Origin of the sequence: Pseudomonas sp. efr-133-TYG-103a (assembly GCF_030209235.1) — a bacterium.
GTDB lineage: Bacteria > Pseudomonadota > Gammaproteobacteria > Pseudomonadales > Pseudomonadaceae > Aquipseudomonas.
The window spans coordinates 1-23,945 of the sequence record NZ_JARVSK010000007.1 but is presented as its reverse complement, the minus strand read 5'-3'; the positions used below and the strand labels follow the sequence as shown (position 1 = coordinate 23,945).

The 23,945-nt window shown below is 60.8% G+C and carries 20 protein-coding genes, 1 tRNA gene and 1 riboswitch; of the genes, 19 read left to right on the top strand and 2 right to left on the bottom strand.

The features are described 5' to 3' along the window. Positions 1 to 91: 91 nt before the first annotated feature. Positions 92 to 358 (bottom strand): DUF2790 domain-containing protein, encoded by a 267-nt coding sequence (locus tag QRN36_RS06505; protein ID WP_093463948.1) that lies wholly within the window; start codon positions 356 to 358, stop codon positions 92 to 94. Between the two features lie 451 nt (positions 359 to 809). On the opposite strand from QRN36_RS06505, the gene acs reads away from it, so the two are divergent. The 14 genes from acs (at position 810) to astE (ending at position 16,902) form a co-directional block, all read left to right on the top strand. After that, positions 810 to 2,765, top strand: coding sequence for an acetate--CoA ligase (gene acs, locus QRN36_RS06500; protein ID WP_285423294.1), 1,956 nt, complete (start codon positions 810 to 812; stop codon positions 2,763 to 2,765). A 511-nt stretch (positions 2,766 to 3,276) separates the two neighbouring features. After that, positions 3,277 to 4,053 (top strand): ABC transporter substrate-binding protein, encoded by a 777-nt coding sequence (locus QRN36_RS06495; protein ID WP_285423293.1) that lies wholly within the window; start codon positions 3,277 to 3,279, stop codon positions 4,051 to 4,053. 91 nt (positions 4,054 to 4,144) lie between these two features. Beyond that, positions 4,145 to 4,834, top strand: coding sequence for an ABC transporter permease (locus tag QRN36_RS06490; protein ID WP_285423292.1), 690 nt, complete (start codon positions 4,145 to 4,147; stop codon positions 4,832 to 4,834). Next, complete coding sequence (locus tag QRN36_RS06485) at positions 4,831 to 5,529, top strand: ABC transporter permease (protein WP_093463963.1); 699 nt, start codon at positions 4,831 to 4,833, stop codon at positions 5,527 to 5,529. The genes QRN36_RS06490 and QRN36_RS06485 overlap by 4 nt, the downstream gene beginning before the upstream one ends. Position 5,530: 1 nt before the next feature. Beyond that, positions 5,531 to 6,643, top strand: a complete 1,113-nt coding sequence (locus QRN36_RS06480; RefSeq protein WP_285423291.1) for a succinylglutamate desuccinylase/aspartoacylase family protein — start codon at positions 5,531 to 5,533, stop codon at positions 6,641 to 6,643. Between the two features lie 21 nt (positions 6,644 to 6,664). Next, the gene (locus QRN36_RS06475) at positions 6,665 to 7,429 is read left to right on the top strand and encodes an ABC transporter ATP-binding protein (protein ID WP_093463969.1); all 765 of its coding nucleotides are present in this window, start codon (positions 6,665 to 6,667) and stop codon (positions 7,427 to 7,429) included. A 150-nt stretch (positions 7,430 to 7,579) separates the two neighbouring features. Then, positions 7,580 to 8,563, top strand: a complete 984-nt coding sequence (gene argR / locus QRN36_RS06470; RefSeq protein ID WP_285423290.1) for a transcriptional regulator ArgR — start codon at positions 7,580 to 7,582, stop codon at positions 8,561 to 8,563. 360 nt (positions 8,564 to 8,923) lie between these two features. Continuing rightward, entirely contained in the window at positions 8,924 to 10,144 is a 1,221-nt protein-coding gene (locus QRN36_RS06465) for an aspartate aminotransferase family protein (RefSeq protein WP_285423289.1), read from the top strand. Between the two features lie 186 nt (positions 10,145 to 10,330). After that, positions 10,331 to 11,362 (top strand): arginine/ornithine succinyltransferase subunit alpha, encoded by a 1,032-nt coding sequence (gene aruF / locus QRN36_RS06460; protein ID WP_285423288.1) that lies wholly within the window; start codon positions 10,331 to 10,333, stop codon positions 11,360 to 11,362. 99 nt (positions 11,363 to 11,461) lie between these two features. Next, complete coding sequence (gene astA / locus QRN36_RS06455; RefSeq protein ID WP_285423287.1) at positions 11,462 to 12,487, top strand: arginine N-succinyltransferase; 1,026 nt, start codon at positions 11,462 to 11,464, stop codon at positions 12,485 to 12,487. Beyond that, complete coding sequence (astD, locus tag QRN36_RS06450; RefSeq protein WP_285423286.1) at positions 12,484 to 13,962, top strand: succinylglutamate-semialdehyde dehydrogenase; 1,479 nt, start codon at positions 12,484 to 12,486, stop codon at positions 13,960 to 13,962. The genes astA and astD overlap by 4 nt, the downstream gene beginning before the upstream one ends. Before the next feature lie 201 nt (positions 13,963 to 14,163). Next, positions 14,164 to 15,510, top strand: a complete 1,347-nt coding sequence (gene astB / locus QRN36_RS06445; protein WP_285423285.1) for an N-succinylarginine dihydrolase — start codon at positions 14,164 to 14,166, stop codon at positions 15,508 to 15,510. A 78-nt stretch (positions 15,511 to 15,588) separates the two neighbouring features. After that, complete coding sequence (locus tag QRN36_RS06440) at positions 15,589 to 15,879, top strand: topoisomerase II (protein WP_093463991.1); 291 nt, start codon at positions 15,589 to 15,591, stop codon at positions 15,877 to 15,879. 15 nt (positions 15,880 to 15,894) lie between these two features. Beyond that, a complete protein-coding gene (gene astE, locus QRN36_RS06435; RefSeq protein ID WP_285423284.1) occupies positions 15,895 to 16,902 on the top strand; it encodes a succinylglutamate desuccinylase in 1,008 nt (335 codons plus the stop codon). Between the two features lie 152 nt (positions 16,903 to 17,054). Here the strand turns inward: astE and QRN36_RS06430 are convergent, their stop codons facing one another. Continuing rightward, the gene (locus QRN36_RS06430) at positions 17,055 to 17,549 is read right to left on the bottom strand and encodes a 6,7-dimethyl-8-ribityllumazine synthase (protein ID WP_285423283.1); all 495 of its coding nucleotides are present in this window, start codon (positions 17,547 to 17,549) and stop codon (positions 17,055 to 17,057) included. Positions 17,550 to 17,677: 128 nt separating this feature from the next. Continuing rightward, a riboswitch (FMN riboswitch) is annotated at positions 17,678 to 17,967 on the bottom strand. Positions 17,968 to 18,150: 183 nt separating this feature from the next. On the opposite strand from QRN36_RS06430, the gene ltaE reads away from it, so the two are divergent. The 5 genes from ltaE to QRN36_RS06405 all read left to right on the top strand — a co-directional run bounded on the left by ltaE (position 18,151) and on the right by QRN36_RS06405 (position 23,785). After that, positions 18,151 to 19,155 carry a low-specificity L-threonine aldolase gene (gene ltaE / locus QRN36_RS06425; RefSeq protein WP_285423282.1) on the top strand — a complete coding sequence of 335 codons (1,005 nt, stop codon included), beginning with the start codon at positions 18,151 to 18,153 and terminating at the stop codon, positions 19,153 to 19,155. A 156-nt stretch (positions 19,156 to 19,311) separates the two neighbouring features. Next, complete coding sequence (gene alaS, locus QRN36_RS06420) at positions 19,312 to 21,936, top strand: alanine--tRNA ligase (RefSeq protein WP_285423281.1); 2,625 nt, start codon at positions 19,312 to 19,314, stop codon at positions 21,934 to 21,936. A 93-nt stretch (positions 21,937 to 22,029) separates the two neighbouring features. After that, positions 22,030 to 23,262 carry an aspartate kinase gene (locus QRN36_RS06415; protein ID WP_093464006.1) on the top strand — a complete coding sequence of 411 codons (1,233 nt, stop codon included), beginning with the start codon at positions 22,030 to 22,032 and terminating at the stop codon, positions 23,260 to 23,262. Between the two features lie 181 nt (positions 23,263 to 23,443). Continuing rightward, positions 23,444 to 23,632 (top strand): carbon storage regulator CsrA, encoded by a 189-nt coding sequence (gene csrA / locus QRN36_RS06410; RefSeq protein ID WP_020290522.1) that lies wholly within the window; start codon positions 23,444 to 23,446, stop codon positions 23,630 to 23,632. Between the two features lie 62 nt (positions 23,633 to 23,694). Beyond that, positions 23,695 to 23,785: transfer RNA gene (locus QRN36_RS06405), tRNA-Ser, on the top strand. The last annotated feature ends 160 nt before the right edge of the window (positions 23,786 to 23,945 follow it).

The following is a 23,945-nucleotide window of genomic DNA, read 5'->3' as shown; positions in this document are numbered from 1 at the left end:
ATATATATATTTAAAATAAACGTTAATGGGCAATCGCCACGCATCAAGCCTCGCGACGATTGTCTGCGAGGCATGAGGGTTGATGCGTCGGTCAGCCGTTGCTGCAGCCGTTGCCCATCACTTGGTATTCGAGGACGTGGCGTTTGCCAGCAGAGTCTTCGTAAGTCATGCGTTGCGGGACCACGGCGCAGACGTTGGGCACTTCGTCAACGGAGATGACTTTCGCGATGTCCAGATGAGTCGAGTAAGTGTATTGCTCGACCGGTTGTGCCTGGCTGGAGACTTCATTCGGTCCGTCCTGCGCCATTGCGGCGACGCTGAAACCACAAAGAGCCATTACAACCACTGCAGCTTTCATTACATGTTTCCTCTAAGTTGCTTCATCAACTCCGCGATGCAGGAAGTGCGATCGTCAGGGTGCACAGAACCCTTGTGGGGCTCTGCGTGAAGCCAGTTGATTACCAGGTTTGATGACATGATTGGCAAGCCGGTGTGGGGGGCTGTTAGTTGTCAATCATTTGCCGTGTTGGCGGAATGAATTCTATGCCGCTGCCCAAAGGTTATATAGAAACCATTCTGATAAAGACTATTGAGTGAATCGGCAACAATCGGTGTTTTCGCGGCGGATGGTTACAATCGTCTAGTTCTTTGGTCGTAGTGCCTGCATGAAGATTTGCTGAAAACCGGGCACTTCAGCGGAATTCGGCGTTATGCTCTGATCCGGTAAGACCATCGTCGAATGGCTTTTACGGCCATCGGCGGATACAACGGCGCTATACAAAAACAACATTTCCACCGAGGTAAGAAAGATGAGTGCGGCTTCCCTGTACCCCGTCCGCCCTGAAGTGGCAGCCCAGACGCTGACTGACGAGGCGACCTACAAGGCCATGTACCAGCAGTCGGTGGTCAACCCCGATGGCTTCTGGCGTGAACAAGCCCAGCGCCTTGACTGGATCAAGCCTTTCACCACCGTCAAACAGACCTCCTTCGACGACCATCGCGTCGACATCAAGTGGTTCGCCGATGGCACCTTGAACGTTTCCTACAATTGTCTTGACCGCCATCTGGCAGAACGTGGCGATCAGGTTGCGATCATCTGGGAAGGCGACGACCCTTCCGAAAGCCGCAATATCACCTACCGCGAACTGCATGAAGAAGTCTGCAAGTTCGCCAACGCCCTGCGAGGTCAGGACGTGCACCGTGGTGACGTGGTCACCCTCTATATGCCGATGATTCCTGAAGCCGTGGTCGCCATGCTGGCCTGCGCGCGCATCGGCGCGATTCACTCGGTGGTGTTCGGTGGCTTCTCGCCCGAGGCGCTGGCCGGCCGCATCATCGACTGCAAATCCAAAGTGGTGATCACCGCTGACGAGGGGCTGCGGGGCGGCAAGAAAACCGCGCTCAAGGCCAACGTCGATCGCGCGTTGACCAACCCTGAAACCAGCAGTGTGCAGAAAGTCATCGTGTGCAAGCGCACCGGTGGCGAGATCGAGTGGAACCGTCACCGCGACATCTGGTACCACGCGCTGCTGGAAGTGGCATCGACCACCTGCGCGCCAAAAGAGATGGGCGCCGAGGAGTCGCTGTTCATTCTTTACACCTCGGGTTCGACGGGTAAGCCAAAAGGCGTTTTGCACACCACCGCCGGTTACCTGCTGTACGCGGCGCTGACCCACGAGCGCGTGTTCGACTACAAGCCGGGCGAAGTTTACTGGTGCACTGCCGACGTCGGCTGGGTCACCGGCCACAGCTACATCGTCTACGGTCCGCTGGCCAACGGTGCGACCACGCTGCTGTTCGAGGGCATCCCGAACTACCCGGACATCACGCGCATGTCGAAAGTCATCGACAAGCACAAGGTCAACATCCTCTACACCGCGCCGACCGCCATCCGCGCGATGATGGCCGAAGGCACCAAGGCTGTCGAAGGCGCAGACGGTTCCAGCCTGCGTCTGTTGGGTTCGGTGGGTGAGCCGATCAACCCGGAGGCCTGGAACTGGTACTACAACACGGTCGGCAACCAGAAATGCCCGATCGTCGACACCTGGTGGCAGACCGAAACCGGCGGCATCCTGATCAGCCCGCTGCCGGGTGCCACTGCGCTCAAGCCCGGTTCGGCGACCCGGCCGTTCTTCGGCGTGATTCCGGCGCTGGTGGATAACCTGGGCAACCTGATCGAAGGCGCGGCGGAAGGCAATCTGGTGATTCTCGATTCCTGGCCAGGTCAGTCGCGCACGCTGTACGGCGATCATGATCGCTTCGTCGACACCTACTTCAAGACCTTCCGTGGCATGTACTTCACCGGCGATGGCGCACGCCGCGATGAAGATGGCTACTACTGGATCACCGGCCGGGTGGATGACGTTCTCAACGTTTCCGGTCACCGCATGGGCACCGCCGAGATCGAGAGCGCGATGGTTGCGCACCCGAAAGTGGCCGAGGCCGCAGTGGTCGGCGTGCCGCACGATCTGAAGGGGCAGGGCATTTACGTCTACGTCACGCTCAACGGCGGTGAAGTACCGGACGAGGCGCTGCGCATCGAGCTGCGCAACTGGGTGCGCAAGGAGATTGGCCCGATTGCCTCGCCGGACGTCATTCAATGGGCGCCGGGTCTGCCGAAAACGCGCTCCGGCAAGATCATGCGCCGCATCCTGCGCAAGATCGCCACCGGCGAGTACGACGCCTTGGGCGACATCTCGACGCTGGCTGATCCGGGCGTAGTCGCGCATCTGGTCGAGACCCACAAGACCATGACCGCCGCCTGACGTCATCGGGTTCACAACGCCCCGTTCGGTGAAAACCGGGCGGGGCGTTTTTGTGTGTACGATCTTTGTAGGTGATATCGGGATATATCGAATGTTACCGGACACCCCTACCTCTGTAACGCGTTGCGCGAAGGTGAGGCGAATCACCCCTGCGATTGAGCGGTTCATCGGTCCGTGGGCCTCTCCCGCCACGCTAGACTTGCCGGATTAGAAGGCTTTGCCAATAATGGGCGCGTTACTTGCTTCGTTGATAGGTTTGTCGTTCGCGGTCCTTGCATAAACCTTTTGGGCTGTCAATCAGGCTGATCGCGTTTCTCTGTGCTTCTGTAACTTGTTGTCGCATTGAAGAAATATCGACTTTCAGCCTGCCGCTAAAATGCCGATCACTCGCCGAAGGCCTGTCGGGCGCTGAGCTCGAACGGCACCTCGCGTCGCAATTCAGATATTCCTTCTGCACATTGGGCGTTTCGCTCACTGCCATTTGTCGCGTTTTACCGATGGAGTTCCAAGAATGAAAAAGCTCATGCTGCTGGGTGCGCTGGCGCTGTCCGTATTGGCTCAGCCGACCTTCGCCGATGAAAAGCCTCTGAAAATCGGCATCGAGGCAGCCTACCCTCCATTCGCCTCCAAGGCCCCGGACGGCAGCATCGTCGGATTCGACTACGACATCGGCAACGCCCTGTGCGAAGAAATGAAGGTCAAGTGCGTCTGGGTCGAGCAAGAGTTCGACGGCCTGATCCCGGCGCTCAAAGTGCGCAAGATCGACGCCATCCTGTCCTCGATGTCCATCACCGAAGACCGCAAGAAATCCGTCGACTTCACCAACAAGTACTACAACACGCCGGCCCGTCTGGTCATGAAGCAGGGCACCGTCGTCAGCGACGGCCTGACCGAGCTCAAGGGCAAGAACATCGGCGTGCAGCGCGGCTCGATCCACGAGCGGTTCGCCAAGGAAGTGCTGGCTCCGCTGGGTGCTGAAGTCAAGCCATACAGTTCCCAGAACGAAATCTACCTGGACATCGGCGCCGGTCGTCTCGATGGCACCGTGGCCGACGCCACCCTGCTGCAGGACGGCTTCCTGAACACTGATTCGGGCAAGGGCTACGCGTTCGTCGGCCCGGCTTTCACAGACGTCAACTACTTCGGCGACGGCGTCGGCATCGCCGTACGCAAGGGCGACAAAGCGGATCTGGACAAGATCAACGCGGCCATTGCAGCCATTCGCGCCAACGGTAAATACAAAGCCATCCAGGACAAATACTTCAATTTCGACATCTACGGTCAGTAAATCGATCTGATGTCGCCAATGGCGCAGGCAGTGGGTTCTCAAACCTCCTGAATGCGCCATTTTTCTATCCCGCGCTCGAGGGCCAAACAACATGTTGAAAGGCTACGGAGCCGTCATCCTCGACGGTGCATGGCTGACGTTGCAGCTCGCGCTGTGCTCGATGGCGCTGGCGATCGTGCTCGGCCTGATCGGCGTGGCATTGCGGCTGTCGCCGGTACGCTGGCTGGCCTGGCTGGGCGACCTGTATTCCACCGTCATTCGTGGCATTCCCGACCTGGTGCTGATTCTGCTGATCTTCTACGGCGGTCAGGACCTGCTCAACCGCGTCGCCCCTTTGCTGGGCCATGACGACTACATCGACCTGAACCCGCTGATGGCCGGCATCGGCACGCTGGGCTTCATTTTCGGTGCCTACCTTTCCGAAACATTTCGTGGCGCCTTCATGGCCATTCCCAAAGGGCAGGCTGAAGCCGGCATGGCCTATGGCATGAGCAGCTCGCGCGTATTCTTTCGCATCCTGGTGCCGCAGATGATTCGTCTGGCGATTCCGGGATTCACCAACAACTGGCTGGTGCTGACCAAGGCGACCGCGCTGATTTCCGTCGTCGGCCTGCAAGACATGATGTTCAAGGCCAAGCAGGCAGCCGACGCCACCCGCGAACCCTTCACGTTCTTCCTCGCAGTCGCGGCCATGTACCTGGTGATCACCAGCGTCTCGCTGCTGATCCTGCGCCGCATCGAAAAACGCTATTCGGCCGGCGTAAGGGTGGCAGAGCTATGATTTTCGATTACAACGTCGTCTGGGAAAACCTGCCGCTGTATTTCGGCGGTCTGTTGATCACCCTGAAACTGCTCGCGCTGTCACTGTTCTTCGGTCTACTGGCCGCTCTGCCGCTCGGGCTGATGCGGGTGTCGAAAGTCGCCTGGGTCAACCTGCTCGCCTGGAGCTACACCTACGTGATTCGCGGCACGCCGATGCTGGTGCAGCTGTTCCTTATCTACTACGGTCTGGCGCAGTTCGAGGCCGTGCGCGAAAGCATTCTCTGGCCGTGGCTGTCGAGTGCCACCTTCTGCGCGTGCCTGGCCTTTGCCATCAATACCAGCGCCTACACCGCCGAAATCATCGCCGGCAGCCTGAAATCCACGCCGCCCGGCGAGATCGAAGCCGCCCGCGCGATGGGCATGTCGAAAGCCAAGATGTATCGCCGCATCCTGCTGCCGTCGGCCCTGCGCCGGGCGCTGCCGCAGTACAGCAACGAAGTGATCATGATGCTGCAGACCACCAGTCTGGCGTCCATCGTCACGCTGATCGACATCACCGGCGCGGCGCGCACCGTCAACGCGCAGTTTTACCTGCCGTTCGAGGCGTACATTACCGCGGGGGTGTTCTACCTGTGCCTGACATTCATTCTGGTGAAACTGTTCAAGCTGGCTGAGCGCCGCTGGCTCAGCTATCTCGCGCCGAGGAAGCACTGATATGCAACGCATCGATCACAGCCTGCCGTGGGGCAACCTGGGTACGCAGCGCACGCTGACGGTCTTCCGCTTCGGCCATGGCGAGCGCAAAGCCTATATTCAGGCCAGCCTGCACGCCGACGAACTGCCGGGCATGCGCACCGCCTGGGCCTTGAAACAGCGGCTGGTGCAGCTCGAAGAACAGGGCTTGCTCAAGGGTGTCGTCGAGCTGGTGCCGGTGGCCAATCCGATCGGTCTGGGCCAGTTGCTGCAAGGCAATCACCAGGGGCGATTCGAGTACGGCAGCGGCAAGAACTTCAATCGCGATTTCACCGAATTGAGCGGTCCCGTCGCAGACAGGCTTGCAGGCAAGCTGGGCGATGATCCGCACGCCAACGTCAGGCTGATTCGTCAGGCGATGGCCGATGTGCTCGCGCAGTTGCCAGCCGCGGGCAGCGAGTTGGCGGGTATGCAGCGCGTGCTGCTGAGCCACGCCTGCAACGCTGACATCGTGCTCGATCTGCATTGCGACACCGACGCCTCGCTGCACATGTACGCCTTGCCCCAGCACTGGCCGCAGTGGCGCTCGCTGTCGGCCCACCTGGGCGTGAGTGTCGGTCTGCTGGCCGAGGATTCCGGTGGCAGCTCGTTCGACGAGGCCTGTTCGCTGCCGTGGTTGCGTCTGGCCAAGCAGTTTCCCGATGCCCAAATTCCTCTGGCCTGCATGTCCACGACGCTGGAGCTGGGCGGTCAGTCCAACACCGGCAAGGACGAGGCCGAAGCCTACGCCGAGGGCATTCTCGCGTTCCTCGCCGAGCAGGGCCTGATCAGTGGCGAGTGGCCGCAGCCGGGCCATGAAGCCTGTGAAGGTATGCCGTTCGAAGGCACCGAAATGATCTACGCGCCGCATCCTGGCGTGCTGACCTTCCTGCGACCTGCGGGCGCCTGGGTCGAGCCCGGCGAGCCGCTGTTCGAGGTCATCGACCCGCTGAACGATCGCGCGACCACGGTGTGCGCCGGTACCGCAGGCGTGCTGTTCGCCATCGAAAAACTGCGTTACGCCCAGCCGGGTTTCTGGATGGCCAAAGTGGCAGGCCGCACCCCGTTGCGCAGCGGCCGCCTGCTCAGTGACTGATTACTTGTGAGAACCCAAACCATGAACAAACTGGAAGTCCAGGACCTGCACAAGTGCTACGGCAGTCACGAGGTGCTCAAAGGCGTCTCGCTGACCGCCAAAGCTGGCGATGTGATCAGCATCATCGGCTCCAGCGGCTCGGGCAAAAGTACGTTCCTGCGCTGCATCAATCTGCTGGAACAACCGAAGTCAGGCCGCATTCTGCTCAACAACGAGGAGCTCAAACTGGTCGCCAACAAGGACGGCGGGCTCAAGGCTGCCGACCCGAAACAGCTGCAGCGCATGCGCTCGCGTCTGTCGATGGTGTTCCAGCATTTCAATCTGTGGTCGCACATGACCGCGCTGGAAAACGTCATCGAGGCGCCGGTTCATGTGCTGGGCGTGCCGAAGAAAGAAGCGCTGGAAAAGGCCGAGCATTACTTGAGCAAGGTCGGCGTCGCGCATCGCAAGGACGCCTTTCCAGGGCACATGTCCGGCGGCGAGCAGCAGCGCGTGGCGATTGCCCGGGCATTGGCGATGGAGCCTGAGGTGATGCTGTTCGACGAGCCGACTTCGGCGCTCGACCCCGAACTGGTTGGCGACGTGTTGAAGGTCATGCAGGCGTTGGCCCAGGAAGGCCGCACGATGGTCGTCGTCACCCACGAAATGGGCTTCGCCCGCGAGGTGTCGAACCAGTTGATCTTCCTGCACAAGGGGTTGGTGGAAGAGAGCGGCGACCCGCGCCAGGTGCTGGTCAATCCGAAATCGGAGCGTCTCCAGCAGTTCTTGTCCGGCAGCTTGAAGTAAAGATTGCTGCCGTCACCAACGGTGCGTTTTGTGTCAGAACAGTTCATGCTGCGCGTCATTCAAAGCGCCGCCATGAACTGAATGCAACAGATTCACTTCGCACGCCCGAGCGTGTGACCCATAACAGCGACACGTTTCGGATTGCACGCCATGACTGCCCATCGAATCGGATTTCTCATCTGGCCCGGCACCAAAGCCTTGACTCTGGCGCTGGCCGAGGAAGCCCTGCGTGTCGCTCAGCGCGTTCATCCCGACGTGGTCTACGAGCTGTCGTTCATGCAGGCCGAACCGCCGGTCGAAGGCGCCAGCTGGCAGTTGCCGGGCGAGCCGTGGACGGGGCGCCTGGAGGGGTGTCAGAAAGTTTTCCTGCTGGCCGACGAGCCGCCCGCGCCCATGTCTTCGGCACTGGGTGGCGCGCTCAAGCAATTGGTGCGAGCAGGGTGCGTGATCGGCGGTCTTTCGGCGGGCGTTTATCCGCTTGCGCAGTTGGGGCTGCTCGACGGTTACCGTGCCGCCGTGCATTGGCGCTGGCAGGACGATTTCGCAGAGCGCTTCCCCAAGGTCATTGCCACCAGTCATCTGTTCGACTGGGACCGCGATCGTCTGACCGCCTGCGGTGGCATGTCGGTGCTGGATCTGCTGCTGGCGGTGCTGGCCCGTGACCATGGCGCGGAGCTCGCCGGGGCGGTTTCCGAAGAACTGGTGGTCGAGCGCATTCGTGAAGGCGGCGAGCGCCAGCGCATCCCGCTGCAGAACCGTCTGGGTTCCAGTCATCCGAAGTTGACCCAGGCCGTGTTGCTGATGGAAGCCAACATCGAAGAGCCATTGACCACTGACGAGATCGCCCAGCATGTCTGCGTCTCGCGACGACAGCTGGAGCGGATCTTCAAGCAGTACCTCAATCGCGTTCCCAGTCAGTATTACCTTGAGCTGCGTCTTAACAAGGCCCGACAGATGCTGATGCAGACCAGCAAGTCGATCATCCAGATCGGCCTGTCGTGCGGCTTCTCTTCCGGTCCGCATTTCTCCAGCGCCTACCGCAACTTCTTCGGCGCAACCCCGCGCGAAGACCGCAACCAGCGTCGCAGCAGCAGCCCGTTCGAACTGTCCTCCGTGCCTGCCGAGCGCGGGTGATCTCAAGCCTCGCCGGATCTCTCCTGTCGGAGTGAGCTTGCTCGCGATGACGTCGCGTCAGACAACACTGATGTATCTGACGCATTGCTATCGCGAGCAAGCTCACTCCTACAGGGTGCTGTTGTCAGTGCAGTTTCTGAAGTGATGCAATTCAAATCGACAGGACGCTGCTACATCGGGCCGCCAACGTTTAAACTGCGCCTTTCCGACGCAATTTGTCGCATTGCCGAAAACCGCGGAAAAAGCCGGTTTGGCGCTATAAGAAGTTGTCGCTTGGCGGCAAGGCCGGACCGAAATCAGTCCTTACAATCCTTCCATCGCTCGCCAGTCCAGGCAGGCGTTCCTCTTCAGGAGACTCCGATGTCCGTTGAGCAAGTACCGGTGCAACGTGCCGATTTTGACCAGGTGATGGTCCCCAACTATGCCCCCGCAGCGTTCATTCCCGTGCGTGGCCAGGGTTCCCGCGTCTGGGATCAGTCGGGGCGTGAACTGGTCGATTTCTCGGGCGGCATCGCGGTCAACGTACTGGGCCACGCACACCCGGCTCTGGTCGGCGCATTGACCGAGCAGGCCAACAGGCTGTGGCATGTTTCCAACGTTTTCACCAACGAGCCTGCGCTGCGTCTGGCCAAAAAGCTGGTCGACGCCACCTTCGCCGAGCGCGTGTTCTTCTGTAACTCCGGGGCTGAGGCCAACGAGGCGGCGTTCAAACTGGCCCGTCGCGTTGCCCACGACCTGTACGGCACCGAGAAGTACGAAATCATCGCGGCGCTCAACAGCTTCCACGGGCGTACCTTGTTCACCGTCAGCGTGGGCGGTCAGCCGAAGTACTCCGACGGCTTCGGTCCGAAGATCACCGGCATCACGCACGTGCCGTACAACGACCTCGACGCGCTGAAAGCCGCCGTCAGCGACAAGACCTGCGCCGTCGTGCTTGAGCCGATTCAGGGTGAAGGCGGCGTGCTGCCGGCCGAACTCGAATACCTGCAAGGCGCGCGCAAGCTGTGCGACGACCACAATGCGCTGCTGATTTTCGATGAAGTGCAGAGCGGCATGGGCCGTAGCGGCCACCTGTTCGCCTACATGCACTACGGCGTGACGCCGGACATTCTGTCCAGCGCCAAGAGCATTGGCGGCGGTTTCCCGATGGCAGCCATGCTGACCACCGAAAAGCTCGCCAAGCACCTGTCGGTCGGCGTGCACGGCACCACTTACGGCGGCAACCCGCTGGCCTGTGCGGTCGGCGAAGCGGTCATCGACGTGGTCAACACCCCGCAAGTGCTGGCAGGCGTCAACGCCAAACATGACCTGTTCAGAGCGCGCCTGGAAAAAATCGGCGAGCAGTACGGCGTGTTCAGCCAGGTCCGGGGCATGGGCCTGCTGATCGGCTGTGTCCTGACCGACGCCTGGAAAGGCAAGGCCAAGGATTTCTTCAACGCGGCCGAGCACGAAGGCGTGATGATTCTGCAAGCCGGTCCTGACGTCGTGCGTTTTGCGCCAAGCCTGGTGATCGACGATGCCGACATCACCGAAGGCCTGAACCGTTTCGAGCGTGCTGTAGCCAGGTTGACCCAAGCCTGATAGACGCCATAGATCTCCTGTAGGAGTGAGCTTGCTCGCGATAGCGGTTTGTCAGATACATCAATGTTGTCTGATACAGAGTCATCGCGAGCAAGCTCACTCCTACAAGGGCGAGCAATCTCGGGATTTGTTTTTTTCTTCTCCATGCCGGATTTCCCCGGCCTGTTTTTCTCAAGGAGTGACACCATGCTGGTGATGCGCCCCGCGCAAATGGCTGATCTGAGCGAGGTTCAACGACTCGCCGCGGACAGCCCGATTGGTGTCACGTCCTTGCCGGACGATGCTGGACGCCTCGGTGACAAGATCGCCGCGTCCGAAGCGTCCTTCGCCGCCGAGGTCAGTTTCAATGGCGAAGAAACCTATTTCTTCGTGCTCGAAGACACCGAATCCGGGCGTCTGGTGGGCTGCTCGGGCATCGTCGCATCGGCGGGATACTCCGAGCCGTTCTACAGCTTCCGCAACGAAACCTTCGTTCACGCCTCCCGCGAGCTGAAGATTCACAACAAGATTCACGTGCTCTCGCAGTGCCACGATCTGACCGGAAACAGCCTGCTGACCAGTTTCTACGTGTTGCCCGAGCTGGTTGGCACGCTGTGGTCCGAGCTCAACTCCCGGGCTCGCCTGCTGTTCGTCGCCAGTCACCCCGAGCGCTTCGCCGATTCGGTCGTCACCGAAATCGTCGGTTACAGCGATGACAACGGCGACTCGCCATTCTGGGACGCCATCGGTCGCAACTTCTTCGACATCAACTACGCCGAAGCCGAACGCCTGTGCGGCCTGAAAAGCCGGACTTTCCTCGCCGAGCTGATGCCGCATTACCCGATCTATGTGCCGCTGCTGCCCGACGAAGCCCAAGAGGCCATGGGGCAAGTGCATCCGCGCGCGCAGATCACCTTCGACATCCTCATGCGCGAGGGCTTCGAGACCGATCATTACATCGACATCTTCGACGGCGGCCCGACGCTGCATGCTCGTGTTTCTGGCATCCGCTCCATCGCTCAGAGCCGCGTGGTGCCGGTGAAAGTCGATACCGTCGACAGCGGCGATGCGGTGAAGGGCGGACGCCCGTATCTGGTCGCCAATGGCCAGTTGCAGGACTACCGCGCGGTGATGCTGGAACTGGACTGGGTGCCGGGCAAGCCTGTGACCCTCAGCCTGGCCGCCGCCGAGGCACTGGGTGTCGGCGAGGGTGCCAGCGTCCGTATCGTCGCGGTTTGACCGTTGAGTGGCGGCGACCCCAGGCGTTCAGCGCCTGACGCCGTATCGCAGATTAGCGAGTTCGCCGGCTTCTGACCGAAGCCGGCTCGAGGAGAAAGCATGATTGTTCGTCCCGTACGCAGCAGTGACCTACCGGCACTCATTGATCTGGCGCGTAGCACAGGCGCTGGCCTGACCACGCTGCCGGCCAATGAAGAGCGTCTGGCGCATCGGGTCGGCTGGGCCGAAAAGACCTTCCGTGGCGAAGCCGAGCGGGGCGACACCGATTACCTGTTCGTGCTCGAGGACGACGACGGCCGCGTGGTGGGCATTTCCGCCATCGCAGGCGCTGTGGGCCTGCGCGAGCCCTGGTACAACTACCGCGTCGGGCTGACTGTCAGCGCCTCACAGGAACTGAATATCTATCGCGAGATTCCGACGCTGTTTCTGGCGAACGATCTGACCGGCAACTCGGAATTGTGCTCGCTGTTCCTGCACAACGACTTCCGTAATGGCCTGAACGGACGACTGTTGTCCAAGGCGCGGATGCTGTTCATCGCTGAATTTCCGGAGCTGTTCGGCGCCAAGATCATCGCCGAAATGCGCGGCATGTCTGACGACCAAGGCCATTCGCCGTTCTGGGAGAGCCTGGGGCGGCACTTTTTCAAGATGGAATTCAGCCAGGCCGATTACCTGACCGGCGTTGGCAATCGCGCGTTCATCGCCGAGCTGATGCCGAAATTCCCGCTCTACAGCTGCTTCCTGTCCGAGGCGGCGCGCAACGTCATCGGTCGTGTGCACACCAGCACCGAGCCTGCGTTGACCATGCTCAAGGCCGAGGGCTTCAGCTATCAGGGCTACGTCGATATTTTCGACGCGGGACCGGCGATCGAGTGCGAAACGACCAAGATCCGCGCCGTTCGTGACAGCCAGGCGCTGGTGCTGGCGGTCGGCACGCCCGGCGATGACGCCACGCCGTTTCTCATTCACAACCGCAAGCGCGAAGATTGCCGCATCACCGCGGCCCCTGCGCGCTTTGCCGCCGGCACTTTGGTGGTCGATCCGAAGACCGCCAAGCGCCTGCGCCTGAACGCCGGCGATCAAGTGCGCGCCGTGCCGCTGTCTCCGGCTCGGGAGGGCATTTGATGACGACTTTGTATATCGCAGGTGCCTGGCAGGCCGGGCAGGGTGAAGCGTTCGATTCGCTGAATCCGGTCACGCAAAACGTGGTCTGGTCGGGCAACGGCGCGTCCGCCGTGCAAGTGGACGCGGCTGTCGAAGCGGCGCGCGGGGCGTTTCCTGCCTGGGCCAGCCGTTCGCTGGAAGATCGCATTGCGGTCCTCGAGGCGTTTGCCGCCACGCTGAAAAACCGCGCCGATGAAATCGCCCGCTGCATCGGTGAAGAAACCGGCAAGCCGCTGTGGGAATCGGCCACGGAAGTGACCAGCATGGCCAACAAGGTCGCCATCTCGATCCAGAGTTATCGTGAACGGACCGGCGAGAAGAGCGGCCCGCTGGGTGATGCGACGGCTGTCCTGCGCCACAAGCCCCATGGCGTCGTCGCGGTGTTCGGTCCCTACAACTTCCCCGGGCATCTGCCTAACGGGCATATCGTTCCCGCGTTGCTGGCCGGTAACAGCGTGGTGTTCAAGCCCAGCGAACTGACCCCCAAGGTCGCCGAGCTGACCGTGCAATGCTGGATTGAAGCCGGGCTGCCGGCGGGCGTTCTCAATCTGGTGCAAGGCGGGCGCGAGACCGGAATCGCCCTGGCGGCCAACGCCGGTATCGACGGTTTGTTCTTCACCGGCTCAAGCCGCACCGGCAACTCGCTGCATCAGCAGTTTGCCGGGCGTCCGGACAAAATCCTTGCGCTGGAGATGGGCGGCAATAACCCCCTGATCGTCGATCAGGTCGCCGACGTCGATGCTGCGGTGTACACCGTCATTCAGTCAGCGTTCATCTCTGCCGGCCAGCGCTGCACCTGCGCCCGGCGCCTGCTGGTGCCACAAGGCGCGTGGGGCGATGCATTCCTGGCGCGGCTGGTTGAAGTGACGTCGACGATCGAGGTCGGTGCGTTCGATCAACAGCCCGCGCCGTTCATGGGCTCGGTGATTTCTCTGGCGGCGGCCCGTGCGCTGCTCGAGGCTCAGGAACAGTTGCTCGCAACGGGCGCGGTGGCGTTGCTGGAGATGACCCAGCCGCAGGCGCAGTCGGCGTTGCTGACCCCCGGTATTCTGGATGTCAGTGATGTCAGCGACCGGCCTGACGAGGAGTTGTTCGGCCCGCTGCTGCAAGTGATTCGCTACGCTGATTTCGATGCCGCCATCGACGAGGCCAACGCCACGCAGTACGGCCTGGCCGCGGGTTTGTTGTCCGATTCTCAGGCGCGCTATCAGCAGTTCTGGCTGCTCAGCCGTGCCGGGATCGTCAACTGGAACAAGCAACTGACCGGCGCGGCGAGCACGGCACCGTTTGGTGGCGTGGGCGCGTCGGGCAACCATCGCGCCAGCGCTTATTACGCGGCGGATTACTGCGCGTATCCGGTGGCGTCGCTGGAAAGCGAGACGCTGGCGCTGCCTGCGAGCCTAACGCCGGGTATTACGTTGAGTCGAAACAGCTGAATTGGACTGTGGGAGCGTGGCTTGTCCCGCGATCGGCGGGGAACCCGTCGTAAACCCAGAGGTTGCGGTCTGCATGAAACACCGCATTCGTCCATTTAGCTGTCGCTTCGCGACACATCGCGGGACAAGCCACGCTCCTACAGGCGCCATGGTGTAACTGAACATAGATGTTTATAAAAACAGATCCACGGAGCCTCACCGATGAAATCCTGTGAAGTCAACTTTGACGGTCTAGTGGGGCCAACCCACAACTACGGTGGGCTGTCCTACGGCAACGTCGCGTCGCAGAGCAATTGCCAGCAGTCTTCCAACCCGCGTGAGGCGGCGCTGCAAGGTCTGGCAAAAATGAAGGCCCTGACCGACATGGGTTTCACCCAGGGTGTGCTGGCGCCGCAGGAGCGTCCGGACATCGCAGGCCTGCGCAAGCTGGGCTTCGATGGCACCGATGCACAGGTCATCGAGCGCGCCGCGAAGCAGGCCATGCCGTTATTGGTCGCCAGTTGCTCGGCGTCGAGCATGTGGGTCGCGAACGCAGCGACGGTCAGCCCCAGCGCCGACACCGCCGATGGACGCGTGCATTTCACGGCTGCCAACCTCAACTGCAAATACCATCGCAGCATCGAACACCCGACCACCAGTCGTGTATTGGGGGCGATGTTCGCCGATCAGCAACACTTCGCCCATCACGCTGCCTTGCCCGCCGTCGCTCAGTTCGGTGATGAAGGCGCGGCCAACCACACGCGTTTCTGCCGCAGTTATGGCGAGGCCGGCGTCGAGTTCTTCGTGTTCGGCCGCTCGGCCTTCGACACCCGCTATCCCGCGCCGCAGAAGTACCCGGCCCGGCAGACGCTGGAAGCTTCGCAGGCCGTTGCGCGCCTGCATGGCCTGAGCGATGACGGCGTGGTGTTCGCCCAGCAGAATCCCGCAGTGATCGATCAGGGCGTGTTTCATAACGACGTGATCGCCGTGGGTAATGGCGAAGTGCTCTTCTACCACGAGGACGCGTTCCTCAACACCGAGCACATGCTGAGCGAATTGCACGACAAGCTCGGGCAGCGCGGCGGGCGTTTCCAGGCCATTTGCGTGCCGCGCAGCGAAGTGGGCGTGGAAGACGCCGTTCGCTCTTATCTGTTCAACAGCCAGCTGCTCTCGCGCCCTGACGGCTCGATGTTGTTGATCGTGCCGGAAGAATGCCGGGGCAACGAGCGCGTGTGGAACTACCTGCAGCGCCTGATCGCCGACGAAAGCCCGGTTCGTGAAGTGAAAGTGTTCGACCTCAAGCAGAGCATGCAGAACGGCGGTGGCCCGGCCTGCCTGCGTTTGCGCGTGGCACTCAATGAAACGGAACTGGCGGCGGTCAACCCAGGGGTTATCATGACGGCGCCGCTGTACGACACGCTGACGCAATGGGTCGACAAGCATTACCGCGACCGCATCAGCGAGAACGACCTCGCCGACCCGCGGCTGTTGGACGAATGCCGAACGGCACTGGATGAACTGACCCGGCACCTGAAGCTCGGTGCTGTCTATCCTTTCCAGATCAATTGACGTATCCGAAGCATCGCGCCGGGGCTGACCCAGGGTCAGCCAGCGCGGCTTTTGCCTTTTATAGAGAGAGCTTTTGAAATGACCGACGCCCTGCGTTTGATCCTTGAAGACACCGACGGCACCCAGCTGGAAACTTCCTGCACACGTTTTGCCGTTATCTGGCAGGGCAAAGAAGTCTGGATTCAGCAGGACGGTCGCGGGCAACTGTTGATCGGTGTTGACGTTGAAGAAGGCGATGCCGAATACGCCAACCTGTTGCTGCGCCCGCTGGCGACCAACCTCGTCAGCCTGCAGCTGGAAATGGAACCGGCTGACATGAGCGGCGACGACGAAGACGGTCACGTCCACGGTCCTGACTGCAATCACTGATCAGGAGCTCGTCCCATGCTCGCCCTCGGCAAACTGCTTGAACTGACCCTGGCGGGTCGTGAACCCGCGGAAAAGACTCAACTGACCGTCGACGGCGTGCGCCTGCGCTGGCTCGCCGAAGGGGCGCTGGAAGTCCGCCCGCCCGAGGCTCGGGACAACGGCACCGATCTGCTGCTGTCTGCCGGCATTCATGGCAACGAAACAGCACCGATCGAGCTGCTCGACGAACTGATCCACGCCATCGCGCGCGGTGAACTCAAGCCGCGCGCGCGCATCCTGTTCCTGTTCGGCAACCCGGAAGCGATGCGTCGCGGCGAGCGGTACATCGAGCAGGACATCAATCGGCTGTTCAATGGTCGTCACGAGCAAAGCAGTGGAAATGAAGCGCTGCGGGCCTGCGAGCTGGAGCGTCTGGCCGCGAGCTTTTTCAGCTTGCCGGACCGTTATCGACTGCATTACGACCTGCACACTGCCATTCGCGGCTCGAAGATCGAACAGTTCGCCCTGTATCCGTGGAAAGAAGGGCGCCAGCATTCGCGCCGTGAGTTGGTGCGGATACACCGGGCGGGCATGGAAGCGGTGCTGTTGCAGAACAAACCGTCGATTGTGTTCAGCGCCTATACCTACGACAAGCTGGAGGCCGAGGCTTTCACCCTGGAGCTGGGCAAGGCGCGGCCTTTCGGGCAGAACCAGCAGGTCAACCTCTCGCCGTTGAAGGCCGCGCTGGAACACCTGATTCGGGGCACCGAGCCGCTGGTGGGGGATCAGATCGACGGGCTCAAGCTGTTCAGCGTCGCCCGCGAAATCATCAAGCACAGTGACGCCTTTCGCCTGAACCTGCCGGCCGACATCGAGAACTTCACCAAGCTGGACAAGGGGTTCGTGCTGGCCGAGGACCTGGCCGACTCACGCTGGGTGGTGGAAGAGGAGGGCGCGCGAATCATCTTCCCCAACCCGAAGGTCAAGAATGGTTTGCGAGCAGGGATTCTGATCGTGCCGACGACCGGGGATGGGCTGGTGTGAGCCATGCCTCGGGTTGACGCGATCCCTTTTAGGAGCGCGCTTGCCCGCGATTGCAGTGTGTCAGCCAGATATCTGTCACTGACCCACCGCATTCGCGGGCAAGCGCGCTCCTACACAGTCATGCCGGCGTCCTGAGGGACGCCGCCATTCCCTCAGCCCACCGCTTTCTGCGATTCACCCAAACGGCGCACTGCGCGCAGCTTGCTCAGGGTGTCGGCGCAGGTCTTGGCCGCTTCCTGGCCCTTGTGCACGAAGTGGTTGAAGAAATAGTTGTGGTGCTCTTCACCGGCATGGAAGTGGTGAGGGGTCAGCACCACCGAGAACACCGGCACTTCGGTTTCCAGCTGAACCTGCATCAACGCGCTGATCACCGATTGCGCAACGAATTCGTGTCGATAGATCCCGCCATCGACCACCAGACCCGCCGCCACGACGCCGCCGTAGCGACCGCTTTTGGCCAGCAGTTTGGCATGCAAGGGGATTTCAAAGGCGCCGCCGACTTCGAAGAAATCGATATCGCTCTCGGCATAGCCATGGTTGGCCATTTCCGCGACAAAGCCCTTACGCGCCTGGTCGACGATATCTTTATGCCAGCAGGCTTGAATGAACGCGATGCGCTCGTGAGCGTGGATAGCGGTGGGTTGCATATGTTCTGACTCCTGTTTAATAAAAAAACAGGGCGTTTTGGATCGAAGGGGATGCCAGGGTACGGGTCGTCAGCGGTCCGGGCAAAATGCCCACGCGACCATGCTGCGAGACGATCCTGTGGTGCCAATCCCGTTCTCTCTTCATCCGGACTATGACCGTCGGCTCTGGGATCGCACCAGATCTGCTGACCTCACACCAGCTCGGCACCAAAAGTGGCTGCGCTCGGTCATGCTGCGTTAAAAAGCAGCTCGCAATGCTCATTGAGGCCCCTCAACTCCGCTTGCTCGCTGCTTTTTGCCTTGCCTGACCTTCGCTCGCCGACTTCTGGAGCCGACCTAAAACATGAGCGCTCGCGGGCTAGACGCTTTGCGCGCCATTACCGCCGGTGGGGAATCGCACCCCGCCCTGAGAACGTTGCCGACGGCACATTGCGTCGGCGTGCAGTTTGTAACACAGATTTTCAGAATGTGCATGGAGCCTTTTTGATGGTTCTGATCAGCTTTTCTTATAAGCAGAACTTGGAATTGCTGGCCGAAGCCTTGATTATCGAGGGTCTAAGCCTCAGAACTGAGGATCGACCACTTTCCAGGGAGCTCGACCGTGACCGTTATCGATCTGCGCAGCGACACCGTGACTCAACCCACTGCAGGCATGCGCGAAGCAATGGCCCGTGCGCCGCTGGGCGATGACGTGTATGGCGAGGACCCGACCGTCAACCACCTGGAGTCCTGGCTGGCCGAGCATCTGGGCTTCGCAGCTGCCCTGTTCGTCCCCACCGGCACGATGAGTAACCTGCTCGGCCTGATGGCGCATTGCGAGCGGGGTGATGAATACATCGTCGGTCAACAGGCGCATACCTATAAATACGAAGGCGGTGGCGCGGCAGTGCTGGGCTCCATTCAGCCCCAGCCGCTGGACAATCAGCCCGATGGCTCGCTGGACCTGGAGCAGGTCGTCGCGGCGATCAAGGCCGACGACTTCCATTTCGCGCGCACCCGCCTGCTGGCGCTGGAGAACACCATGCAGGGCAAGGTGTTGTCGCTGGATTACCTGGCCGCTGCCCGCAGGGTGACCCGCGAGAACGGTCTGGGCCTGCACCTGGACGGCGCTCGACTCTACAACGCCGCGGTCAAACTGGGCGTCGATGCCCGCGAGATCACGCAGCATTTCGATTCGGTGTCAGTGTGTCTGTCCAAAGGTCTGGGCGCGCCGATCGGCTCGGTGCTGTGTGGTTCCGATGAGTTCATCGCCAAGGCCCGTCGGCTGCGCAAAATGGTCGGTGGCGGCATGCGTCAGGCCGGTCTGCTGGCAGCCGCAGGGCTCTATGCGCTGCAGCATCAGGTCGAGCGCCTGGCCGAGGATCACGCGCACGCAGCGTTCCTGGGTAAAGCATTGGGCGAGTTGGGTTTCGACGTCGAGCCTGTGCACACCAACATGGTGTACGTGCAGATCGGCAAGCGTGCAGAGCTGCTCAAGGCCTTCTGTGCCGAGCGTGGAATCGTCCTGAGCGCGGCCCCGCGCCTGCGCATGGTCACGCATCTGGATGTTTCAGCTGCGCAACTGGAGAAGGTGGTGACGGCATTTGCCGAATTTGGCGCGCGATGACCGGACACGCAGACGACCGATAATCCAATTGCCTGTTTCTATCGAATAAACACGCTGTACCGCACGTACAACGCCTATATAATGCGGCCCTTTGCCGTCGCTACGTCGAATGACGTTATGCATTTGCCTCAGGCCGCAGTTCCCGTGGAAGAACCTATGAAAAGCGCAGAAATCCGTGAAGCCTTCCTTCGCTTCTTCGAAGAGCAAGGCCACACCCGTGTAGCCTCCAGCTCCTTGATTCCGGGCAATGACCCAACCCTGCTGTTCACCAACGCAGGCATGAACCAGTTCAAGGATTGCTTCCTGGGCCAGGAAAAACGGGCCTATACGCGAGCCGTCAGCAGCCAGAAGTGCGTGCGCGCCGGTGGCAAGCACAACGACCTGGAGAACGTCGGTTACACCGCACGTCACCACACGTTCTTCGAAATGCTAGGCAACTTCAGTTTCGGCGACTACTTCAAGCGCGATGCGATCACCTACGCGTGGACCTTCCTGACGTCCGACAAATGGCTGAACCTGCCCAAGGAAAAACTCTGGGTCACGGTCTACGCCTCGGACGACGAAGCCTACGATATCTGGACCAAAGAAGTTGGCGTGCCGGCCGAACGCATGGTCCGCATCGGCGACAACAAGGGCGCACCGTACGCGTCCGACAACTTCTGGACCATGGGCGACACTGGCCCGTGCGGTCCCTGCACCGAGATTTTCTACGATCACGGCGCCGACATCTGGGGTGGCCCACCGGGCTCGCCTGAAGAAGACGGCGATCGCTACATCGAGATCTGGAACAACGTATTCATGCAGTTCAACCGCACCGCCGATGGCGTGCTGCACCCGTTGCCAGCGCCGTCGGTCGACACCGGCATGGGCCTGGAGCGGATCAGCGCCGTGCTCCAGCACGTGCACTCGAACTATGAAATCGACCTGTTCCAGAGCCTGCTCGCCGCAGCGGCCAAGGCCATCGGCTGCAGCAACGAAGAGCAACCATCGCTCAAAGTGGTGGCTGACCACATTCGTTCCTGCGGCTTCCTGATCGCCGATGGCGTTCTGCCGTCCAACGAAGGCCGTGGCTACGTGCTGCGTCGCATCATTCGTCGCGCCTGCCGTCACGGCAACAAGCTAGGCGCCAAGGGCAGTTTCTTCTACCAGATCGTTGCGGCACTGGTCGCCGAGATGGGCGAAGCCTTCCCTGAGCTGAAGTCCCAGCAGGCGCACATCGAGCGCGTGCTCAAAGCAGAAGAAGAGCAGTTCGCCAAGACCCTGGAGCAGGGCCTGAAGATTCTCGAGCAGGATCTGGCCGAGCTCAAAGGCACCGTCGTGCCTGGCGATGTCGTCTTCAAGCTCTATGACACTTACGGTTTCCCGATGGACCTGACCGGTGACATCGCCCGCGAGCGCAACCTGACCCTCGACGAGGCCGGTTTCGAGCGCGAGATGGACGCCCAGCGTGAGCGCGCGCGTTCGGCCAGCTCCTTCGGCATGGACTACAACAGTCTGGTCAAGGTCGATGTGGCGACCGAGTTCACCGGCTACAGCGCCACCGCGGGCGACGCGAAAGTCGTTGCTCTCTATAAGGAAGGCGTGGCGGTCGAGCAGTTGAGCGAAGGCGAAGATGGCGTGGTCATTCTCGATCGCACCCCGTTCTACGCCGAGTCCGGCGGCCAGATCGGCGACAGCGGTTACCTCACGTCTGGCGACGTGCGTTTCGACGTGAGCGACACCACCAAGACCGGCGGCGCATTCCTGCACCACGGTGTTCAGGTGTCCGGCAGCCTGAAGGTCGGCGCGACTGTCAGCACTCAAGTCGCCGCCGAAGTGCGTCAGGCCACGTCGCTGAACCACTCCGCGACCCACTTGCTGCACGCTGCGCTGCGCCAGGTGCTGGGCGATCACGTTCAGCAGAAGGGCTCGCTGGTCGACAGTCAGCGCCTGCGCTTTGACTTCAGCCACTTCGAAGCGATCAAGCCTGAGCAGATCAAGGCGCTGGAAGAGATCGTCAACGCCGAGGTGCGCAAGAACACCGCGGTTGAAACCGAAGAAACCGATATCGACACCGCCAAGAAGAAGGGCGCCATGGCGCTGTTCGGCGAGAAGTACGGCGACACCGTTCGCGTGCTGAGCATGGGCGGTGATTTCTCGGTCGAGCTGTGCGGCGGTATCCACGCCAACCGCACCGGCGACATCGCGCTGTTCAAGATCGTCAGCGAAGGTGGCGTCGCTGCGGGCGTACGCCGTATCGAAGCGGTGACCGGTGCGGTGGCGCTGGCCTACCTCAACGGTGCCGAAGAACAACTCAAGGAAGCCGCGAACCTGGTCAAAGGTAATCGCGACAACCTGCTGGACAAGCTTTCCGCTGTCCTGGAACGCAATCGCCTGTTGGAAAAACAGCTGGAACAACTTCAGGCCAAGGCGGCCAGCGCGGCGGGCGACGATCTGTCGGCCCAGGCGGTGGACGTCAAGGGCGCCAAAGTCCTCGCTGCCCGTCTCGACGGTCAGGATGGCAAGGCGCTGCTGGCGCTGGTTGATCAGCTGAAAAACAAACTCGGTCGCGCAGTGATCCTGCTCGGCGGGGTGCATGAGGAAAAGGTCGTGCTGGTGGCAGGCGTCACCAAAGACCTGACTGGCCAACTCAAAGCCGGTGATTTGATGAAGCAAGCGGCCGCCGCCGTAGGTGGTAAAGGTGGTGGTCGTCCTGATATGGCGCAAGGCGGCGGCGTCGACGCCGCAGGCCTGGACGCGGCGCTTGCGCTGGCCGTTCCATTCGCCGAACAGGGAATTTAAGTCGACCCACCGCAGCCCGCTATCCCGCGGGCTGCGGCGCTTCGCGGTTTGAATGTTTAACGGGCGCCCTTCACGGGCTGAGGCGGCTTTGAGATGGCTTTAATCGTACAGAAATTTGGAGGCACCTCCGTGGGCTCGGTAGAGCGCATCGAGCAGGTGGCCGACAAAGTCAAAAAATTCCGCGATGCGGGTGATGATCTGGTGGTCGTTCTGTCGGCCATGAGCGGCGAAACCAATCGCCTGATCGACCTGGCGAAGCAGATCAGCGATCAACCGGTTCCACGCGAACTGGACGTGATCGTTTCCACCGGTGAGCAGGTGACCATTGCCTTGCTGGCGATGGCTTTGATCAAACGCGGTGTGCCGGCAGTTTCCTACACTGGCAATCAGGTTCGCATTCTGACCGACAGCGCGCACAACAAGGCGCGTATCCTGCAGATCGACGATCAGAAAATTCGCACCGACCTGAAGGCCGGTCGTGTTGTCGTCGTCGCCGGTTTCCAGGGCGTCGATGAAAACGGCAACATCACCACCCTCGGTCGCGGTGGCTCCGACACGACAGGCGTCGCACTGGCCGCTGCCTTGAAGGCAGACGAGTGCCAGATCTACACCGATGTCGATGGCGTCTACACCACCGATCCGCGCGTTGTGTCCCAGGCTCAGCGTCTGGACAAGATCACTTTCGAAGAAATGCTGGAAATGGCCAGCCTCGGTTCCAAAGTGCTGCAGATCCGCGCGGTCGAGTTCGCCGGCAAGTACAACGTCCCGCTGCGCGTACTGCACAGCTTCAAGGAGGGTCCAGGCACCCTCATTACCATTGATGAAGAGGAATCCATGGAACAGCCGATCATTTCTGGCATCGCCTTCAACCGCGACGAAGCCAAGCTGACGATCCGTGGCGTGCCAGACACCCCGGGCGTTGCGTTCAAGATTCTGGGCCCGATCAGCGGCGCGAACATCGAAGTCGACATGATCGTGCAGAACGTTGCGCACGATAACACCACCGACTTCACCTTCACCGTGCACCGCAACGACTACCAGGCCGCGTTGACCGTCCTGGAAAACACCGCGAAAGAAATCGGCGCCCGTGAAGTCGTTGGCGACACCAAGATCGCCAAGGTTTCCATCGTCGGTGTCGGCATGCGTTCGCACGCCGGCGTTGCCAGCCGCATGTTCGAGGCGCTGGCCAAGGAAAGCATCAATATCCAGATGATCTCCACCTCCGAAATCAAAGTGTCGGTGGTGATCGAAGAGAAGTACCTGGAGCTGGCCGTGCGCGCCCTGCACACCGCCTTCGAACTCGACGCTCCCCGCCAGGGCGAGTAAGGGTTTTGAAAGGGGCGCGGTCGACACTGCGCCCTTTTTGTTTGTGATCTGCGCCAGAAACCTGTTTTTTTCCCGGCGCTAGTCAATACTCAGGCACAGGCTTGATGCCGTCATGGCCGGGCTGGTGCCTTTTGGTTGTGCAGACTGTAGTCCCTTGAATGTAAGGCGTGAGGAGATAGTTATGCTGATTCTGACTCGTCGGTGCGCAGAGAGCCTGATAATTGGTGATGGTGAAATCACCGTGACGGTGCTCGGCGTAAAAGGCAATCAAGTCCGAATTGGGGTCAACGCCCCCAAGGAAGTGGCTGTCCATCGTGAAGAGATTTACCTGCGCATCAAGAAAGAGAAGGACCAGGAACCAAGCCATTAATTTTTATTGAATTTTTGGTTTGCAAACGGGGAAAAGGGTGGTTATTATACGCCCCGTGTTGCGGAGAGCTGGCCGAGTGGCCGAAGGCGCTCCCCTGCTAAGGGAGTACACCTCAAAAGGGTGTCGGGGGTTCGAATCCCCCGTTCTCCGCCATTATTTGCGTAGTACGTTGTAATCTGGCTTGATCGGTAAGTTGTTGAATTTACTAGAAAAAGTTCTTGACCAAAAGATTTGACGGCCTATAATGCGCGGCAACAAATGCACTCGTAGCTCAGCTGGATAGAGTACTCGGCTACGAACCGAGCGGTCACAG

What these genes read in the sequence shown, in the direction of transcription:
- QRN36_RS06505 (WP_093463948.1), bottom strand. Translation starts at nt 358, where the DNA reads ATGAAAGCTGCAGTGGTTGTAATGGCTCTTTGTGGTTTCAGCGTCGCC.
- acs (WP_285423294.1), top strand. Translation starts at nt 810, where the DNA reads ATGAGTGCGGCTTCCCTGTACCCCGTCCGCCCTGAAGTGGCAGCCCAG.
- QRN36_RS06495 (WP_285423293.1), top strand. Translation starts at nt 3,277, where the DNA reads ATGAAAAAGCTCATGCTGCTGGGTGCGCTGGCGCTGTCCGTATTGGCT.
- QRN36_RS06490 (WP_285423292.1), top strand. Translation starts at nt 4,145, where the DNA reads ATGTTGAAAGGCTACGGAGCCGTCATCCTCGACGGTGCATGGCTGACG.
- QRN36_RS06485 (WP_093463963.1), top strand. Translation starts at nt 4,831, where the DNA reads ATGATTTTCGATTACAACGTCGTCTGGGAAAACCTGCCGCTGTATTTC.
- QRN36_RS06480 (WP_285423291.1), top strand. Translation starts at nt 5,531, where the DNA reads ATGCAACGCATCGATCACAGCCTGCCGTGGGGCAACCTGGGTACGCAG.
- QRN36_RS06475 (WP_093463969.1), top strand. Translation starts at nt 6,665, where the DNA reads ATGAACAAACTGGAAGTCCAGGACCTGCACAAGTGCTACGGCAGTCAC.
- argR (WP_285423290.1), top strand. Translation starts at nt 7,580, where the DNA reads ATGACTGCCCATCGAATCGGATTTCTCATCTGGCCCGGCACCAAAGCC.
- QRN36_RS06465 (WP_285423289.1), top strand. Translation starts at nt 8,924, where the DNA reads ATGTCCGTTGAGCAAGTACCGGTGCAACGTGCCGATTTTGACCAGGTG.
- aruF (WP_285423288.1), top strand. Translation starts at nt 10,331, where the DNA reads ATGCTGGTGATGCGCCCCGCGCAAATGGCTGATCTGAGCGAGGTTCAA.
- astA (WP_285423287.1), top strand. Translation starts at nt 11,462, where the DNA reads ATGATTGTTCGTCCCGTACGCAGCAGTGACCTACCGGCACTCATTGAT.
- astB (WP_285423285.1), top strand. Translation starts at nt 14,164, where the DNA reads ATGAAATCCTGTGAAGTCAACTTTGACGGTCTAGTGGGGCCAACCCAC.
- QRN36_RS06440 (WP_093463991.1), top strand. Translation starts at nt 15,589, where the DNA reads ATGACCGACGCCCTGCGTTTGATCCTTGAAGACACCGACGGCACCCAG.
- astE (WP_285423284.1), top strand. Translation starts at nt 15,895, where the DNA reads ATGCTCGCCCTCGGCAAACTGCTTGAACTGACCCTGGCGGGTCGTGAA.
- QRN36_RS06430 (WP_285423283.1), bottom strand. Translation starts at nt 17,549, where the DNA reads ATGCAACCCACCGCTATCCACGCTCACGAGCGCATCGCGTTCATTCAA.
- alaS (WP_285423281.1), top strand. Translation starts at nt 19,312, where the DNA reads ATGAAAAGCGCAGAAATCCGTGAAGCCTTCCTTCGCTTCTTCGAAGAG.
- QRN36_RS06415 (WP_093464006.1), top strand. Translation starts at nt 22,030, where the DNA reads ATGGCTTTAATCGTACAGAAATTTGGAGGCACCTCCGTGGGCTCGGTA.
- csrA (WP_020290522.1), top strand. Translation starts at nt 23,444, where the DNA reads ATGCTGATTCTGACTCGTCGGTGCGCAGAGAGCCTGATAATTGGTGAT.